Annotated in this window: 16 protein-coding genes; 5 read left to right on the forward strand and 11 right to left on the reverse strand. The window is 72.3% G+C overall.

Annotated elements, in window-relative coordinates; genetic code table 11:
- Nucleotides 1–2: 2 nt before the first annotated feature.
- The 6 genes from ACZ6R6_RS06785 to hisD all read right to left on the reverse strand — a co-directional run bounded on the left by ACZ6R6_RS06785 (nt 3) and on the right by hisD (nt 4,251).
- Nucleotides 3–344, reverse strand: a complete 342-nt coding sequence (locus ACZ6R6_RS06785; protein WP_306857814.1) for a hypothetical protein — start codon at nt 342–344, stop codon at nt 3–5.
- A 19-nt stretch (nt 345–363) separates the two neighbouring features.
- On the reverse strand, nt 364–993 hold the full coding sequence (gene hisH / locus ACZ6R6_RS06790) for an imidazole glycerol phosphate synthase subunit HisH (RefSeq protein WP_470090888.1): 630 nt from the start codon (nt 991–993) through the stop codon (nt 364–366).
- Nucleotides 990–1,145: a hypothetical protein gene (locus tag ACZ6R6_RS06795; RefSeq protein WP_306857811.1), complete on the reverse strand. Its 156-nt coding sequence runs from the start codon at nt 1,143–1,145 to the stop codon at nt 990–992. Before ACZ6R6_RS06795 ends, hisH begins: the two co-directional genes overlap by 4 nt.
- A 43-nt stretch (nt 1,146–1,188) precedes the next feature.
- On the reverse strand, nt 1,189–1,809 hold the full coding sequence (hisB, locus tag ACZ6R6_RS06800) for an imidazoleglycerol-phosphate dehydratase HisB (RefSeq protein WP_470090794.1): 621 nt from the start codon (nt 1,807–1,809) through the stop codon (nt 1,189–1,191).
- A complete protein-coding gene (locus tag ACZ6R6_RS06805; protein WP_470090889.1) occupies nt 1,806–2,882 on the reverse strand; it encodes a histidinol-phosphate transaminase in 1,077 nt (358 codons plus the stop codon). The genes hisB and ACZ6R6_RS06805 overlap by 4 nt, the downstream gene beginning before the upstream one ends.
- Nucleotides 2,883–2,943: 61 nt before the next feature.
- A complete protein-coding gene (gene hisD / locus ACZ6R6_RS06810) occupies nt 2,944–4,251 on the reverse strand; it encodes a histidinol dehydrogenase (RefSeq protein WP_306857809.1) in 1,308 nt (435 codons plus the stop codon).
- Between the two features lie 99 nt (nt 4,252–4,350).
- Between hisD and ybaK the strand changes: the two genes are divergently transcribed.
- Both ybaK and ACZ6R6_RS06820 read left to right on the forward strand, forming a co-directional pair.
- On the forward strand, nt 4,351–4,851 hold the full coding sequence (gene ybaK / locus ACZ6R6_RS06815) for a Cys-tRNA(Pro) deacylase (RefSeq protein ID WP_470090795.1): 501 nt from the start codon (nt 4,351–4,353) through the stop codon (nt 4,849–4,851).
- A gap of 95 nt (nt 4,852–4,946) precedes the next feature.
- Entirely contained in the window at nt 4,947–6,338 is a 1,392-nt protein-coding gene (locus ACZ6R6_RS06820; RefSeq protein ID WP_470090796.1) for an amidase, read from the forward strand.
- Here the strand turns inward: ACZ6R6_RS06820 and ACZ6R6_RS06825 are convergent.
- Complete coding sequence (locus tag ACZ6R6_RS06825; RefSeq protein ID WP_470090798.1) at nt 6,325–6,873, reverse strand: hypothetical protein; 549 nt, start codon at nt 6,871–6,873, stop codon at nt 6,325–6,327. The two genes, ACZ6R6_RS06820 and ACZ6R6_RS06825, sit on opposite strands and share 14 nt — an antisense overlap.
- Before the next feature lie 98 nt (nt 6,874–6,971).
- Here ACZ6R6_RS06825 and murA point away from each other — a divergent pair, with 98 nt between their 5' ends.
- From murA to ACZ6R6_RS06840, 3 genes are all read left to right on the forward strand, one after another.
- Nucleotides 6,972–8,294 carry a UDP-N-acetylglucosamine 1-carboxyvinyltransferase gene (murA, locus tag ACZ6R6_RS06830; RefSeq protein WP_470090800.1) on the forward strand — a complete coding sequence of 441 codons (1,323 nt, stop codon included), beginning with the start codon at nt 6,972–6,974 and terminating at the stop codon, nt 8,292–8,294.
- A gap of 74 nt (nt 8,295–8,368) precedes the next feature.
- On the forward strand, nt 8,369–10,645 hold the full coding sequence (locus ACZ6R6_RS06835) for a transglycosylase domain-containing protein (RefSeq protein ID WP_470090802.1): 2,277 nt from the start codon (nt 8,369–8,371) through the stop codon (nt 10,643–10,645).
- A 716-nt stretch (nt 10,646–11,361) separates the two neighbouring features.
- A complete protein-coding gene (locus ACZ6R6_RS06840; RefSeq protein WP_470090804.1) occupies nt 11,362–11,937 on the forward strand; it encodes an RDD family protein in 576 nt (191 codons plus the stop codon).
- A gap of 173 nt (nt 11,938–12,110) precedes the next feature.
- On the opposite strand, the gene ACZ6R6_RS06845 is transcribed toward ACZ6R6_RS06840, so the two are convergent.
- From ACZ6R6_RS06845 to ACZ6R6_RS06860, 4 genes are all read right to left on the reverse strand, one after another.
- Complete coding sequence (locus ACZ6R6_RS06845) at nt 12,111–13,421, reverse strand: serine hydrolase domain-containing protein (RefSeq protein ID WP_470090805.1); 1,311 nt, start codon at nt 13,419–13,421, stop codon at nt 12,111–12,113.
- Between the two features lie 161 nt (nt 13,422–13,582).
- Nucleotides 13,583–14,551, reverse strand: coding sequence for a TolB family protein (locus tag ACZ6R6_RS06850; protein ID WP_470090807.1), 969 nt, complete (start codon nt 14,549–14,551; stop codon nt 13,583–13,585).
- Nucleotides 14,552–14,654: 103 nt separating this feature from the next.
- A complete protein-coding gene (locus tag ACZ6R6_RS06855) occupies nt 14,655–15,875 on the reverse strand; it encodes an MFS transporter (protein ID WP_470090809.1) in 1,221 nt (406 codons plus the stop codon).
- Nucleotides 15,876–17,234, reverse strand: coding sequence for a discoidin domain-containing protein (locus tag ACZ6R6_RS06860; protein WP_470090810.1), 1,359 nt, complete (start codon nt 17,232–17,234; stop codon nt 15,876–15,878).
- Nucleotides 17,235–17,324 lie beyond the last annotated feature (90 nt).

Genomic DNA, 17,324 nt, shown 5'->3' on the forward strand with positions numbered 1-17,324 from the left:
GATCAAGACCTCCGGTCGAAGACGAGGGTGACGAAAAGCGGCACGAAGAGCACCGAGAGAACGAACACGCCGAACCGCGCGGCCCACGAGGACCACAGCAGCCAGGCGATCACCTGGACGATGAAGAACAGGACGGCCACCAGGCCGTTCTGCGCACGGCGGCGGCGGGCGGCGATGCCGCCCTGGACGGCGATCCGGACCGGCCTGCGGGGCAGCAGCGCGGTGACCCGCCCGACCCGCTCGCGCCGCCGGGCCAGCCGGGCCTCGCGCTCGGCGCGCAGGGCCGCCTGACGCGCCCGCTCGGCCTCACGCTCGGCCCTGCGCCTGGCACGTTCCTTGCTCACCGGCGGCTCACCTGAGGGCTCACCTGAGAGTGCCGAGCCAGTTGGCGAGCAGCCGCGCTCCGGCGTCACCCGACTTCTCCGGGTGGAACTGGGTCGCCATGAGCGGGCCGTTCTCCACCGCCGCGACGAACGGGACGCCGTGCTCGGACCAGGTGACCAGGGGGTCGCTGAAGCCCGGCCCGGCCTCCAGCTCCCATTTCCGCACGCCGTAGGAGTGGACGAAGTAGAAGCGCGTGCCGGGGTCGATCCCGTCGAACAGCACGCTGCCCTCGGGCGCGCTGACCGTGTTCCAGCCCATGTGGGGCAGGACCGGCGCGTCGAGACGCTCGACCGTGCCGGGCCACTCGCCGCACCCCTCGGTCGTGACGCCGTGCTCGACGCCCGTGCCGAACAGGATCTGCATGCCGACGCAGATGCCCAGGACCGGCCGGCCGGCCGCCAGGCGCCGGTCGATGATGCGCTCCCCGCGCACCGCGCGCAGCCCGGCCATGCAGGCGGCGAACGCGCCGACGCCAGGGACGACGAGGCCGTCGGCCTCCATCGCCTCCGTGTAGTCGGAGGTCACCGTGACCTCGGCCCCGACCCTGGCCAGGGCGCGCTCCGCCGAGCGGAGGTTGCCGGATCCGTAGTCAAGAACGGTTACGTTCACCACCAGAGCACCGCCGCGGTAGTCGCCAGGGCCGCCAGGACGGCCAGCAGCAGCGCGCCGACCTTCAGCCCCTGTTTGAAGAAGGAGATGATGCCGCCGACCAGGAAGAGCGCCACGAAGGCCATGGCGACGGCGGTCCAGTTGTCGCTCACATCTGTCTCCGGGCCGGGCGGACGGACGGGCCGCCGCGCCCGCTCACAGCACGCCCTTGGTGCTCGGCACGCCGGTGGCGCGGGGGTCGAGCTCGGAGGCCTCGCGCAGCGCCCGGGCCAGGGCCTTGAACTGGGCCTCGACGATGTGGTGGGCGTTGCGGCCGTAGGGGACGTGGACGTGCAGGCAGATGGCGGCCTGGGCGACGAACGACTCCAGGATGTGCCTGGTCATCGTCGTGTCGTATTCGGCGCCGATCATCGGAGCCATGCCCCCGGGCTCGGTGTGCACCAGATAGGGCCGGCCGGACAGGTCGACCGTGACCTGGGCGAGGGCCTCGTCGAGCGGGCAGGACGCGCTGCCGAACCGGCGGATACCCGACTTGTCACCCAGGGCCTCGCGGAACGCCGCCCCCAGCGCGAGCGAGGTGTCCTCGATCGTGTGGTGGGAGTCGATGTGGAGGTCGCCCTCGGTCTTGACGGTCAGGTCGAACAGGCCGTGCTTGCCGAGCTGGTTCAGCATGTGGTCGTAGAACCCGACGCCCGTGGACACCTCGACCTGCCCGGTGCCGTCGAGGTCGACCTCCACCAGCACCGAGGTCTCCTTGGTGACGCGCTCGACGCGGCCCAAGCGCTTGGCGGACCCGTCTCCGGCGAGACTGCTCACAGGATTCCCTCCAGGGCGGCGCGGAAGGCCGCCATCTCCTCGGTCGTTCCGATCGAAACTCTCAGCCACTCCGGCGGCCCCACCTCGCGGATCAGCACCCCTCGGTCGAGGACGGCCTGCCAGACCGCGTGCCGGTCGGCGAAGCGGCCGAACAGCACGAAGTTGGCGTCGGAGTCGGCGACCTGCAGCCCCTTGCCGCGCAGCCACTCCACCGTGGCGTCCCGCTCGGCCCGCAGCGCGTCGACGGTGCCGAGCAGCTCGGCCCGGTGGGCGAGCGCGACGCGCGCCGCCGCCTGGGTGAGCGTCGACAGGTGGTACGGCAGGCGGACCAGGAGCAGCGCCTCGATCACCGACGGGTGGGCGGCGAGATAGCCGAGCCGGGTGCCCGCCATGGCGAACGCCTTGGACATGGTCCGCGTGACGATGAGCCGGGGGTTGTCCGGCAGCAGGGTCAGCGCGGACGGGGTGCCGGTGCGGGCGAACTCGAAGTATGCCTCGTCCACGACCACCATGCCGGGCGCGGCCTCGACGATCCGGGCGATCACGGCCGGGTCGAGCGCGGTGCCGGTGGGGTTGTTGGGCGAGGTCAGGAACACGATGTCGGGCCGGTGCTCCTCGATCGCGGCGATGGCCTTGCCGAGGTCAAGCCCGAAGTCCTCCTCGCGCGCCCCGGAGATCCACTCGGTCGAGGCGCCGGTGGTGATGATCGGGTGCATGGAGTAGGAGGGCTCGAAGCCGAGCGCGCTGCGACCGGGGCCGCCGAAGGCCTGCAGGATCTGCTGGAGCACCTCGTTGGAGCCGTTGGCGGCCCAGACCTGCTCGACGGTCAGGCCGTGGCCCAGGTAGGAGGCCAGGTCCCGGCGGAGGGCCAGGGCGTCGCGGTCGGGGTAGCGGTTGAGGCCGGCCGCGCCGTGCCGTACGGCCTCGGCGAGGTCGGCGACCAGGGACGCCGAGGGCCCGTAGGGGTTCTCGTTGGTGTTGAGCCGGATCGGGACGTCGATCTGGGGCGCGCCGTAGGGCGACCGTCCCCGGAGGTCGTCGCGGATCGGCAGGTCCTCAAGCCTCATCGAGATCTCTCCCGGTCGGAACGGTCACGGGTCGCCGCGCGCCCGGTGGACACGGGCCGGCAGGTCCTCATGAGGGCACCTCCCAGTCGAACCTCGCGCGGATCGCCGCACCGTGCGCCGGCAGGTCCTCGGCGTCGGCCAGGACGCACACGTGGGCGGCGGCGCCGGCGAGGGCCTCTCGGCTGTAGTCGACGACGTGGATGCCGCGCAGGAAGGTCTGCACCGACAGCCCGGAGGAGTGGCAGGCGCAGCCGCCGGTGGGCAGCACGTGGTTGGACCCGGCGAGGTAGTCGCCGAGTGAGACCGGCGCGTAGGTGCCGACGAAGATGGCTCCGGCGTTGCGGACCCGGGCCGCCAGCGCGGGCGCGTCGGCGGTGTGGATCTCCAGGTGCTCGGCGGCGTAGACGTCGACGACGCGCAGGCCGGCCTCCATGTCGTCGACGAGGATGATGCCGGACTGGCGGCCGGACAGGGCCTCGGCGATGCGCTCGCTGTGCTTGGTGGCGGCGACCTGGCGGGGCAGCTCCCGCTCGACGGCCTCGGCCAGCTCGACGGAGTCGGTGACGAGGACGGCCGCGGCGATCGTGTCGTGCTCGGCCTGGCTGATCAGGTCGGCGGCGACGTGCACGGGGTCGGCCGTGGAGTCGGCGAGGATCGCGATCTCGGTGGGCCCGGCCTCGGAGTCGATGCCGATGCGGCCCTTGAGCAGCCGCTTGGCGGCGGCGACCCAGATGTTGCCGGGGCCGGTGACCATGGTGACCGGCGCGCACTCCTCGGTGCCGTAGGCGAACATGGCCACGGCCTGGGCGCCGCCGACGGCGTAGACCTCCTCCACGCCGAGCAGCGCGCACGCGGCCAGGATGGTGGGGTGCGGCAGCCCGCCGAACTCCTTCTGCGCGGGTGAGGTGACGGCCAGCGAGGCCACCCCCGCCTCCTGGGCGGGCACGACGTTCATGACCACGCTGGAGGGGTAGACCGCGCGGCCGCCGGGGACGTAGAGGCCCACGCGGTCGACGGGGACCCAGCGCTCGGTGACGGTGCCGCCGGGCACGACCTGGGTGGTGACGTCGGTGCGCCGCTGGTCGCGGTGGACGAGGCGGGCGCGGCGGATCGACTCCTCCAGCGCCGCCCGGATCCTGGGGTCGAGCTCCTCCAGCGCGCCGGCGACGGCCTCGGCGGGGACGCGGGTGGACTCCAGCTCGACGCCGTCGAACCTGGCGGTCAGCTCCCGCACCGCCTCGACCCCGCGATGATGCACGTCCTCGCAGATCGGCCGCACTTTCTCCAGGGCGGCTTCGACGTCGAGTTCGGCACGGGGCAGCACGTGGCGCAGGTCCTCGGGGAGGGCTCCGCGCAGGTCGGTACGGGAAATCACCCGTCCAGTCTACGGAGGTCCGGCACCCGGTCACGTTCCGTCCACCATCCGGACATGCCCTTTACAAAGTAGATTTTAACCGGCCACTAAGCTTTCCCTGTGAGCAAGAGCAAGAACAAGGGCGGTCAGGGGACACCGGCGACGGTGGCGCTTACCCAGGCGAAAGTGGATTTCACTCTCCACCCCTACACACACGACGCCGGCTCCCAGGCCTACGGCGAGGAGGCCGCCGACGCGCTCGGCGTGCCGTACGGGCAGATCTTCAAGACCCTCGTGGCCGAGGTGGAGGGCGGGCTGGCCGTCGCGGTGGTGCCGGTGGCGGGCAAGCTCGACCTGAAGGCGTTCGCGGCGGCGCTCAGCAGCAAGCGGGCGGCGATGGCCGACGCGGCGAAGGTGGAGCGGGTCACCGGCTACGTGGTGGGCGGGATCAGCCCGCTGGGCCAGCGCAGGCGGCTGCCGACCGTGATCGACGCCTCCGCGCTGGACCACCCGACGATCTACTTCTCGGCCGGGCGGCGCGGGCTGCAGATCGAGACCGCCCCGGCGGAGCTGATCAGGCTGACACAGGCGATCACCGCCCCCATCGGCAAGGTCGGCTGATCTCCCCGGCCATCCTGTTGTCGAAGGTTGCCGACGCGGCCGGCGGCGGCCTTCGGCGAGACTCGGCGCAGGCCGTACCTCGATCGGGGGAGCAGATGTTTTACCTGACCGCTACCGAGATGCTCGAGCTCCTGCGCACCAGGCAGGTCAGCGCGGTCGAGCTGCTGGAGGCGCACCTGCGCCGGATCGAGGAGGTCAACCCGCGGGTCAACGCGATCGTCACCCTGGTGGCCGAGCGCGCCCGGCGGGAGGCCGAGGAGGCGGACCGCGACCTGGCCAGGGGACGGTGGCGGGGGCCCCTGCACGGCCTGCCGGTCGCACACAAGGACCTGGCCGACACCGCCGGGATCCGCACCACCTACGGCTCGCCGCTCTTCGCCGACCACGTCCCCGGCGCCGACTCCCCGCTCGTGCGGCGGATGCGCGAGGCCGGGGCGATCACGATCGGCAAGACCAACACCCCGGAGTTCGGCACCGGCTCGCACACCGTCAACGAGCTGTTCGGCGCCACCCGCAACCCCTACGACCTGTCGAAGTCGGCCGGCGGCAGCAGCGGCGGGGCCGCGGCGGCGCTGGCGTCCGGGATGACCGCCCTGGCCGACGGCTCGGACATGGGCGGGTCGCTGCGCAACCCGGCCTCCTTCTGCAACGTGGTCGGGCTGCGGCCGACCCCGGGACGGGTGCCCTCGCCGTCCGCGACGGCGGCGTGGTTCACCCTCGGCGTGCCGGGCCCGATGGCCCGCACCGTGGAGGACCTGGCGCTGCTGATGAGCGTGGTGGCCGGGTTCGACGCCGCCTCCCCCCTGTCGATCGCCGAGGGCGGGGCGGTCTTCACCGCGCCGCTGGAGCTGGACCTGACCGGGCTGCGCATCGCGTGGAGCCCCGACCTGGGCGGGCTGCCGGTGGACGCGGAGACGGCGAAGGTCACCGCCGACGCCCCCGCGGTGCTCGCGGGGCTGGGCGCGCGGGTGGAGCGGGTCGAACTGGACCTGTCGGACGCCGAGGACGCCTTCCGGATCTACCGGGCGTGGTACTACGCGCTGTCCTACGGCGACCTCCCCCAGGACCGCCTGGGAGCGAACGTACGCTGGAACGTCGAGCGGGGACGCGCGGTGACCGGGGCGGACCTGGCCAGGGCCGAGCGGCTGCGCAGCGGCCTCTACCAGCGGATGGCCGGGTTCTTCGGCACCTACGACTTCCTGATCGCGCCGGTCAGCCAGGTGCCGCCGTTCCCGGTGGACGCGCCGTACGTCTCGGAGATCAACGGGCAGGCGCTGCCCGACTACCTGGCCTGGATGCGCTCGGCCTACTGGATCAGCGTGCTGCACGCCCCCGCGGCGTCGGTGCCGTGCGGCTTCACCTCCGGCGGGCTGCCGGTGGGCGTGCAGATCGTCGGGCGCCCCTTCGGCGACATGGACGTGCTACGGCTGGCCCACGCCTTCGAGCGGGCCACCGGGCACGGCACCCGCAGACCTACCTGCCGCTGATGTCGTAGGTCGACAGCGGCCCGTAGGGGTCCTGCCCGCCGAACGGGCGGCGCAGCGGCGAGTCGCGGTAGCCGGCGACGCCCTCCAGGGCGAAGAACAGGCCGACGGCGAGCAGCGGCCAGGCGCACATCACCCCCTGCGCGGTCAGGCCCAGCGGGCCGGGGATCAGGGTCACGGCCGTGCCTGCGGCGGTGACGCTCTGCGTGCCGAGGTTGACCGCCCGGCCGACCTCCAGCGTGAGATAGGCGCCGAGCAGGCCGCCGGCGGCCAGGCCCAGCACCACCGCGAGCGGGCGCCCCCGGCGCGACAGGGTGTAGCCGACGGCGCCGCAGGCCAGCCCGAGCACGCCGGTGACGACGGCGAACCAGCCGTCGGCCGCGATGAGCGCCTGGGTGGAGGGGTCGGCCAGCAGCGGGCCCTGCTTGGTCATGACGTACGGCGGGCGCGGCGCGAGGAGCGACCACAGGACACCTGCGACCACTCCCAGGAGGCCGAGCACAAGCACTGTGACGGTGAAGTCGCGCGCATGCCGCAATGTGTTTCCCCTCACCCTCTGTACTGATGTGCCCGATGTTACCGATCCCCCGGCCCGAGCTCCCCGAGACTTCGACCGAATCCCGTTAGTCTGTCCGGGTGAACGAAGAGGTATGGCTGATCGAACCCTCCGGGCCGCTACGCGGCGACGTCGAGGTCCGCGGCTCCAAGAACGGCGTCTCCAAGCACATGGTCGCCGCGATGCTGGGCACCGGCGAGAGCACGATCCACAACGCCCCCGACGTGGGCGAGGTCGGGATCACCGCGCAGATGCTGCGGGCGCTCGGCATCAACGTGGAGATCACGCCCCGCGAGATCAGCATCGCCCAGGGACCGCAGATCAACCCGCACGTGCCGGCGGCGTTCACCGGTCTCAACCGGATCCCCATCCTGATGCTGGGCCCGCTGCTGCACCTGGCGGGCGAGGCGTTCGTGCCGCTGGTGGGCGGCGACCCGATCGGGCGCCGGCCCGTCGACTTCCACGTCGAGGCCCTGCGCGCCATGGGGGCCGAGGTCGAGGTGAGCGACACCGGCGTCTACGCCAAGGCCAAGCGGCTGCGCGGGACCCGGCTGGAGCTGCCCTACCCGAGCGTGGGCGCGACCGAGACGATCCTGATGTCGGCGGTGCTGGCCGAGGGCAAGACCGTGCTCAAGGGCGCGGCCATGGAGCCCGAGGTGGTGGAGCTCGCCCTGTTCCTGCAGCGCATGGGCGCGCGCATCGAGCTCAGCCCCGACCGGCGCATCGTGATCGAGGGCGTGGAGCGGCTGCGCGGCGCCTCCACCTGGCTCAACGGCGACCGGATCGAGGCGTTCTCCTACCTGGCGGCGGGCCTGATCACCGGCGGCGAGGTGCGGGTGCACGGCTGCCCGCAGGACCGGCTGGTCACCGCGATCACCACCCTGGCCCGGATGGGCGCCGAGATGGACATCACCGACGACTACGTGTCGGCGTCGGCACCGGACGGCCTGCGGGCGGCGGCGGTGCAGACCGACACCCACCCGGGCTTCATGACCGACTGGCAGACCCCGCTGATGGTGCTGTTCACGCAGGCCCAGGGCATGTCGGTGCTGCACGAGACGGTCTTCGAGAACCGGCTGGTCTACGTGCCCGCCCTGCAGCGGATGGGGTGCGAGATCGAGGTCTTCGACGTGTGCCTCGGCGGCCCGGCCTGCCGCTACCACGACACCAACGCCAAGCACTCGGCGGTCGTGCGGGGAGTGTCGAAGCTGCGCGGCGCCGACGTGACGCTGCCCGACATCCGCGCCGGCTTCTCCGCCGTGCTCGCGGCCGCGGCCGCGGAGGGCACCTCCACGCTGCGCGGGGTACACCACATCGAGCGGGGCTACCACCGCCCCTTCGAGCAGTTCGCCTCGCTGGGCCTGAAGATCAGCAGGGAGATCGTCGGGCCGGAGGGCCGGTAGCGGACAGGCTCCCGAAAGTAAAAAAATCCCGCCCGGACGTTTGTTCCTGATCGTCCGGTCGCACCTTACTATCTGTGACATCGCGACTACATGAGGTGAGGCGCGGCCCCGCCGCGTGCCTGCGCGGGCTGCTGGCCTGCGGCGTGCTCGGCGGGCTGCTGGCCGCGGCCGCGGCCCTGCCGCTGGCCGGCACCGCCGGGATCACCGCCCACAACGTCGCGCGCACGGTGATCGACCTGCCCCCCAGCCCGCGGGAGGATCCCCTCCCCCAGCGCACGGTGCTGCTGGACCGCAACGGCAGGCAGTTCGCCCAGTTCTACACGGAGAACCGGACGGTCGTGCCGCTCGGCAAGGTCGCCCCGATCATGCGCCAGGCGATCGTGGCGATCGAGGACTCCCGGTTCTACGAGCACGCGGGGCTCGACGTCAAGGGGACGATCCGGGCCCTGGTGACCAACACCCAGGCGGGCGGGGTACGGCAGGGCGGGTCCTCCCTCACCCAGCAGCTCGTCAAGAACATCCTGGTCGAGAACGCCCAGACCAGCGCCGAGCGCGCCCAGGCCCGGGCGCCGAGCCTCCGGCGCAAGATCACCGAGCTGCGGTACGCCCTGGCGCTGGAGAAGAAGTACAGCAAGGCCGAGATCCTGGAGCGCTACCTCAACATCGCCTACTTCGGCGCCGGAGCCTTCGGGATCGAGGCGGCGGCCCAGCGGTTCTTCTCGGTCCCGGCCTCGCGGCTGTCCCTGCAGCAGGCGGCGACGCTGGCCGGCGCGGTGCGCACGCCGTACGCGACGGACCCGTCACTGGGCCCGCAACGCCGCGCCCGCCTGCAGGAGCGCAGGGACACCGTGCTGGACCGGATGGCCCAGGTGGGGAACATCACCCAGGCCCAGGCCGACGCCACCAAGCGGGCTCCCCTGAACATCCGGCTGAAGCCGGAGCCCGGCGGCTGCGCCGAGAGCGCCTACCCCTATTTCTGCCTCTACGTCCACAAGGAGCTGCTGACCAACCCGGTGTTCGGCAACACCCGCGCCGAGCGGGAGCGCCGCCTGGCCAGGGGCGGCATCGTGCTGCGCACCACCGTGGACCCGGTCGCGCAGCGGGCGGCGCAGCGGGCCATCTCCTCGCGGGTCGCCCCGGCCGACACCGAGGTCGCGGCCGAGGCCATGATCGAGCCGGGGACCGGCCGGATCCGGGCGATGGCCGCCAGCAAGAAGTACGGCCGCAACTCCGGCAACACCGACAGCGGCCCCAGGACCACCTTCAACCTGCCCGCCGACGTGGCCCACGGCGGCGGACAGGGGTTCCAGGCCGGCTCCACGTTCAAGGTGTTCACCCTGACCACCGCGCTGGGCAGGGGCTGGCGGTTCGACGAGGGCTTCATGACGCCGGGCCGCTACGTGCCCGCCTCGGGCTACGTCGACTGCCGGGGCAGCCGGGTCAACGACCCCAACGCCGAGATCTTCAACGCCAGCGGCGAGGGCAAGGGCGGCCCGCAGAGCATCTCCACCGGCACCTGGAAGTCGGTGAACATCTTCTACATGATGCTGGAGCGGCGCGTGGGCCTGTGCCCGGTGGTCAGGACCGCCAGGGCGCTCGGCATCGTCCGGGCCGACGGCAGGCCGCTGCGCGAGGTCCCCACCTTCACCCTGGGGGTCAACGAGATGGACCCGGTGACGGTGGCCGGGGCGTTCGCCGCGCTGGGCGCGCGGGGCCGCTACTGCCGCCCGATGGCCATCACCGACATCGTCGAGCGCGACGGCCGGCGGGTCCAGGTGCCGCCGAGCTGCGAGCAGGCCGTCGAGCGCGAGGTGGCCGACGCGGTCAACCACGTCCTGTCCGGGGTGTTCACCAAGGGGACGATGACGGGCCAGGGCATCGGCCGCGACGCGGCGGGCAAGACCGGCACCAACAACGGCTACACCTCGGCGTGGTTCGCCGGATACACCCCCGACCTGGCCGCGGCGGTCAGCGTGGGCGACATCCGCGGCTCCTACCGCCATCCGCTGCGCGACGTGACGATCGGCGGCGAATACTACGGCGCGGTGCAGGGCGCCTCCCTGCCCGGCCCGATCTGGGTGTCGTCCATGTCGGCCGCCCTGGAGGACGTCGAGCCGTCCTCCTTCCACCACCCGGACATGGGGCGTTTCGGCGGTGGCTTCACCCCCGGCATGGAGAAGGACAAGGAGGCCGAGGACCGCGTCGCCGGGCGGCGCGCCGGCTGGCCGCCCGCCTGGGGCCGCGGTCGCCACCAGGACTACCGGCGGTATCCGGGAGGGCGGGCGGGCCGCGAGGAGCGCGTCCACCGCACCCGTCGCGGGTGGGCCCGGGACGGCGGCGGCGGCCGCTGAGCCGGTGGCGGGTGGGCGCGGGACGGCGGCGGCCGCTGAGCCGGTGGCGGGCGGTCCCGGCCCTCATAGACGAAGATCTGGACGTAGTAGGAGCCGTCGTCGACCCCGTCGCGGTTCCACGCGGTCGTGTACTCCTCACCCCTGTCGATCGACCAGTGGGACCACCGCAGGCCGTCGGGCAGGTATCCCACCCTGAGGCGCCCGAAGGCCCGTCCGTCGCCCAGGTCTCCGAAGTCGAGGGTGGCGACGGGGTGGGCAGCGGGGGCGGCTCGAAGGGCCGCGGCACAGCGGATCCGGTGCTGTCGGGTGACGCCACCGCGGTCGCGGGCCCCGGCACGACCGTGTGCCCGGAGGCGAGGGTCAGACCGGCGGGGACCGCGATCCGCGCCTACCGGTCCGCGCCCCGGAGCTGACCGGCGGGCCGGAGACGGCCGTGGCCGGTCCCGCGGGGGGCGGGCCGGCCGATTCGGGTACAAGTCGATTCAGGTGTAAAGGGAAAAAGATACCCTCCGGGGTCGGCCACGTGCATACTGGAGCGATTCGCCGATCACGGCGGTATGTTCCTCTCCGGAACCCGACAAGGTGACGCCCCGATCCGGCTTGTCCAGCCGCTGTCCCACGGGAGCGGTGATCACGAGGAGATCGAGCGGGCACCGTGCCGACCGGAGCACCCCCTGGACACCTACAGCCCTCCGGGCACGTGGAGATCGTCAACAATGACCGCTGAACCCCCCAACTATGGCGCGTACGGACAGGCTCCCCACGGATCCGTCCCCCCCGCTCCGCCCATCCTGGCCCTCTGGTGGGAGCGTCTCGTCGCCCGCCTGATCGACTCCATCATCCTGGGCGTCGTCGTCATGGTGATCATCACCCCGATCGTCACCAGGCCGTTCACCACCACCGAGGAGGTCGCCCTGCTCGGCACCACCGTCGAGGTGCCGGTCACCTCGTTCCTCGGACTGCTGATCTCGGCCGTCGTGGGATTCCTGATCTACTCGGCCTACGAGTACTTCCAGATCACCCGTGACGGGCAGACCCTCGGCAAGAAGATCATGAAGATCCGCATCACCACCGTGGGCGCGGGGCTTCAGGGCGGCCTGGACTCGCAGAGCGCCCTCAGGCGGATCGGTGTGCTCTACGGGCCGCAGCTGCTCGGCTTCCAGACGTTCCTCAACCTCATCGGCTCCCTCTTCACCCTGGTGAACGTCCTGTGGCAGTTCTGGGACAAGCCGCTCCAGCAGTGCCTGCACGACAAGGTGGCCAACACCGTCGTCGTGAAGATGCCCCGCTGACCACATGGCCCGCAGGCCGTAACCCCTCTCCGTGAGAGGTTCCCGTTCCCGTACGGCACCCGCTCGTACGGGAACGGGAGGCTCAGCGCGGCCCCGCCGGCGAGGACGCGCCCCGCGCACCGGCGGGGCCGGGCCCCTGAGCCGGCCGGCGGGCCGATCGCGGGAGCGGGCGGTTATCTCTTGACCAGGACCTGCTGGGTCGGGAAGGGCGTGAGCGGCCGCCCGCCCTTCGCCAGGGGCGCGGCGGGCCCGCACAGGGCCTGGAGCATGTGGTCCCCGAGCGCGAGGTCGATCGCGTGGGGCTGGAGAACGCCGTTCTCGTCGAACCGCTGGTACTTCATCAGGTTTATCCCCAAGGAGAGCTGGCGGCGGCCGTCCGGGCTGGACAGCGAGAACGTGCCCATCCCGAACACCCCTCCGTCGTGGCCCCAGAACCGGCCGCACGGCAGATCCTGGGCGTAGAGGCCAAGCCCGTAGTTCATCAGGACGTCGCCCTGGCCGTCGGTGACCGGCACCGTGGTCTGCATCTGGGCGAGCTGCGCGGGGCCGAGGAGCCTGCCGCCCAGCAGCGCCCGGTAGAACCGGTTGAGGTCGTCCATCGTCGAGACGACCGCGCCCGCCGTGCCCGCCCAGGACATGTCGTAGACGCTGTAGTCGCGCGGCGGGTCGATGTAGCCGTAGAACGACTCGTAGGCCCTGGAGTGTGGCCCGGGGATCAGCGGCGTGCGCGGGAAGGAGGTGTCACGCAGCCCGGCCCTGCGGATCACGTGCCGGGTGATGTACGGCTCGGCGGCGGTGCCGGTCGCCTTCTCCAGCAGCAGGCCGGCGATGATGTAGTTGGTGTTGGAGTAGGACCAGTTCTGGCCCGGCTCCCCCGTGGACGGCGCCTCCAGGCCGAACCTCACCAGCTCCTCGGGGGAGAAGGCGCGCAAGCGGTTGTCGTCCAGGCTGGCGGTGGAGCCCTGCTGGAGGGAGGGGAAGGCGCCGAGGACGTAGTCGCCGATGCCGCTGGTGTGGTTGAGCAGCATCCGCACCGTGACCTTCTGGCCGCGCTCCCCCGGGATCAGCTCGGGCAGGTAGCGCGCGACGGGCGCGTCCAGCTCGATCCGCCCCCGCTCGACCTGCTGGAGGATCGCGACCGCCGTGAAGGTCTTGGTGATGCTGCCGACCCGGTGGAGCATCCCGGGGCGGACCGGCCGCTTGGTGCGCACGTCGGCGACCCCGGCCGCCCCGCTCCAGTCCGCGCCGGCGTCCCGCACGGCGGAGTAGGCGCCGTACATCCCGGCCTCGCGGATCGCGTCGAGGCCGCGCCGGAGCGCCTCCCGGTCGAGTCCGGCCGGGGGGCCGGCCTTCGCGGCCGTCGCGGCGGGCGTGGTGGGCACGGCGGCCCAGGTGGCGGGCGCGGCGGCCCAGGTCACGAGCACCGCGCTCAGCCCTAGTCCGGCGATCGTCCGTCCACGGTGGTGGGGTCGCGCGAGAGGCATCGCCTGTCAGCTCCTCAGATCCGGAAAAAATACGACATGATGATCATCGCAATCCGGTCCCGGCCCTCCCTCCTCTCTCTGGATGATCCGGCCCTTCATCCGCCGGGACGAAGCCGCCTCGATGTCGTATGACAACCGTCATCCGGCCGGCATGACGGCCGTCACCGGACGGCCACCGGGGAGGAAGCCCCGCGTACCAGCCGGGCGGGGGCGCCGGAGCCGTCGGCGGGCACCGACCAGACGTCGCCTGCCCTGCCGTACATCACCGTGCGCCCGTCGAGCCACGCCACCTGGTCGTCGACGCTGGCCCGCTCGGCCAGCGGCGTCTCCCGCATGGTGGCCAGGTCCAGCAGGTGGAGCCGCCACATCCGGGCGGGGTCGGCCGAGACCCGCTTCTTGAACACCAGGCGCGTCCCGTCGGGCGACAGCGACGGGCACTCGGCGTTCTCCCGCAGCGTCCGGGCCTGCCACCTGCCGTAGTCGCCCTCCACGAGGTAGGTCTTCCCGCCGGTGGCCACCGTCGCGTAGAACCGGTTGTCGTCGGCGGCGAAGGTCACGCCCCAGTAGTTCACGTCGGGGGCGTGGTAGCGGCGGCCGTTCAGGGTCAGCGGGATGTCCTCGATGTTGGTCACGGCGTAGCCGGTGCGGGTGTCCAGGATTCCGGTCCAGGTGGAGAACCCTCCCTCGCTGTAGGAGTCTCCGGTGACGAACACGGTCCACGACGCCATCCGGCCGCTCTGCGACATCCTGGCCCGGTTCGGGATGCCGGCCAGCTTGATCCGGCGCGTCTCCCGCATCGAGCGGTCGAGGATCACCGCGTGCGTGGTGGCCACCGGCCCCGGCCGGGCCACCAGGCAGATCGAGGTCCCGCCGCCCGTGGAGAAGCGGTCGCAGGCCAGGCTGCTGCCGGTGGGCGCGGCGGAGGTGTCCGCCAGCGGCACCGCGGCGACCCGGCCGGCCGCCGAGCGGAACATCAGCTGCCCGGGACGGAGCACGCCGCCCTGCCCCGCCTGCCCCGCCTGGGCCGGGACGGGGTCGCGGCGCGCGGCCCAGGCCGCGTAGCCGGCCGCCGTCCCGCCGAGGACGGCAAGGGCGGCCAGCAGCACCAGCAGGCGCCGTACCGGGGTCATGGACGCCTCCCCGGCACCGGCCGGGGACCGGATGCCCGCGTCACCGTCACCGTCATGGTCATGGCCTCCTCCTCGGCGCCCGGCGCCCATGTCATCGGCGGTGTCACGCGTGCCTCCGCACGACGGACCAGGCGCCCAGCAGGCACACCGCGAGCCCGGCGGCCATGACGGCGAGCCCCTGGGCGCTCCCCCACACCGTCCAGACGGCGCCGAACAGGATCGAGGAGAGCAGCCGGGCGCCCGCCTGGCCGGTCTGGAGCAGGGCCAGGCCGCTGGTGCGCAGGTGGGCCGGGAGCATCGGACCCGCCACGGCCATCAGCACGCCGTCGGTGGCGGCGTAGAAGGCCCCCTGCAGGACCAGCACGGCGACGAGCCATCCCGGTCCGATCAGCACCAGGTAGGCGGCGATCAGCGCCACGTGCCCGGCCAGGAAGACCGGCACGCGGCCCAGCCGGTCGGCCAGCCGCCCGACGGGCACGGCCAGCAGCAGGTAGGCGGCGGCCGTGCCCAGGGGCAGCAGCGGGAAGTATTCGGCGCCGAACCCGCCGCGCTTCTGCAAGAGCAGGTAGACGAAGGCGTCGCTGAGCGTGACCAGCCCGAGGAGCGCGGCCACCACGCACACCCGCCGGAACGCCGCCTCGCGCAGCAGCCCGGCCACCGCGCGCGGCGAGGTCGCCGGGCGCGGGCCCGGCAGCGGCGGCCGCGGGTCGCGGACGTACATGACCAGCAGCAGCACGCCGAGCACCGCCACGCAGAAGCTGACCACGAACACCGCGTCATAGGCTCCGCCGGTGCCCGTCAGGACGGCGAAGGCCACCAGCGGGCCGAGCAGCGCGCCGAAGGTGTCCATGGCCCGGTGCACGCCGAACGCCTGCCCGAGGCCGTCCGGCGGGACGCTCAGCGAGATCAGCGCGTCCCGCGGGGCCGTGCGCAGCCCCTTGCCCGTCCGGTCCGCGGCGATCACCGCGCCCAGCGCCGTGACGGAGCCGCCGACCGCGAGCAGGGCGAGCCTGCACAGCGCCGACAGGCCGTATCCGAGGCCGGCGACCAGCTTGCGCCGCCGCCACCGGTCGGCGAGGTTGCCGCCGGCCAGGCGGACCAGTGCGGTCACCCCGAAGGAGAGCCCGTCCAGCAGGCCGAACTGCAGCAGGTTGAGCCCGAGGGAGAGCGTCAGGTAGAGCGGGAGCACGGCCGTGACCATCTCCGAGGAGATGTCGGTGACCAGGCTGACCGCCCCGAGCGCGAGCACGTTCCCGGGGACCGCGAAGGAGAGCCGGGACCGCGGGCGTGCTCCGTCCGCGGCCCGGCTTGCCGAGATGTACATCTAGTGGCAGGTGTAGGTGGGGCTGCTGTCCTTGACCGCGCCGTCGGTCCCGATGAGCTGCGAGGAGAAGGAGTCGGGGCCGAACTTCAGCTTGAGCACTCCGTAGATGTCCTGCAGCCGCTTCAGGCTGTTGGGCTGGACGTTCTCGATGTTGTACGGCGAGGCGCCGCCCATGCCGCCGAGGATCTCCACGATGCCCTCGGGGTCGGCCTGGGCGTCGGGGTTCTGCGGGGCGAACCGCTCGTAGTGGTGGTCGTGGCCGTTGAGCACCAGGTCGGCCCGGGCGTCATAGAGGATCTTCCAGACCGGCTTGCTCACCGGGTCGTTGCCGTGCTCGCCGGAGCTGAACAGCGGGTGGTGCCAGTAGGCGGCGACGCAACCCTTGGTGTTGGCGGCCAGGTCGGCCTTGAGCCAGTTGATCTGGGCCGTCTGGTCGAAGTAGTTGGAGTCGAGGGCGATGAAGTGCCAGTTGCCCCGGTCGTAGCTGTAGTAGGTCTTGCCCTGCGGGGTGGCGATGGAGCCGAAGTAGCCCTTGTACCCGGCGTAGGTGCCGGCCGGGTCGTAGGTCTCGTGGTTGCCGGCGACCGGGCGCGTCTTGCTCTTGAACTTGCCCCAGGTCTTGTCGTAGTAGTTCTGGAAGTCCGAGAGCCGGGCGTCGTCGTACTGGTTGTCGCCCATGGTGATGACGAACTCGGGGTTCATCGCCTGGACCTGCGCCGCCGTCTTGGGGTGGGCGCAGGAGCTGGAGCTCGCGGTGCACTGGGCAGCGATGTCACCGGCGGCCGCGACGACGAAGGTGTCGCCCGGGGGCACGGTGGGGGTCACCGTCGGGGTGGGGCTGGGCGTGGCGGTGCCGCCGCCGAACACCTGGAACTCGTACAGGGAGTAGCCGTACTCGGTGCCCCGGGCCGTGCCGTACATGCGCACGTAGCGGCCCGAGCCCGACAGGCCCGTCAGGTCGTCCTGGCCGCCGTCGCCGCTGGTGGTGGAGTAGACGGTCGTCCAGCTCGCGGCGTCCGCGGAGACCTGGATCTTGTAGGCCTTGCCGTAGGCGGCCTCCCAGAACAGCTTGACCCGGGAGATCGGGGTGACCGCGCCCAGGTCGACGCGGATCCACTGCGGGTCGCTGCCCTCCAGGGAGGCCCAGCGGGTCGAGGTGAGGTCGCCGTCGACCGCCTTGCCCGAGCTGTAGGAGGAGCCCTCCTTGGACGAGGAGGCGGCGGGCTTGCCCTGCGACAGCAGGGTCTCGGCCGCTTCGGCGCGGCCGGCGGCGACGAGGACGCCCGCGAGAAGGGCGGCGACCGCTACGAGGGCCGGTAAGAGGAGGCGGGGGGCGGGACGGGACGTCGTTGAAGACACAGGCTGTCTCCCGAGGGGTGAGAGGAGAGGGTCACGGCGCCGAACCACGGCGCCGTGCGACACGCGGCCGGGGCAGCACATCTCTTACTG

The sequence above is a fragment of the Streptosporangium sp. NPDC048886 genome, assembly GCF_055586905.1.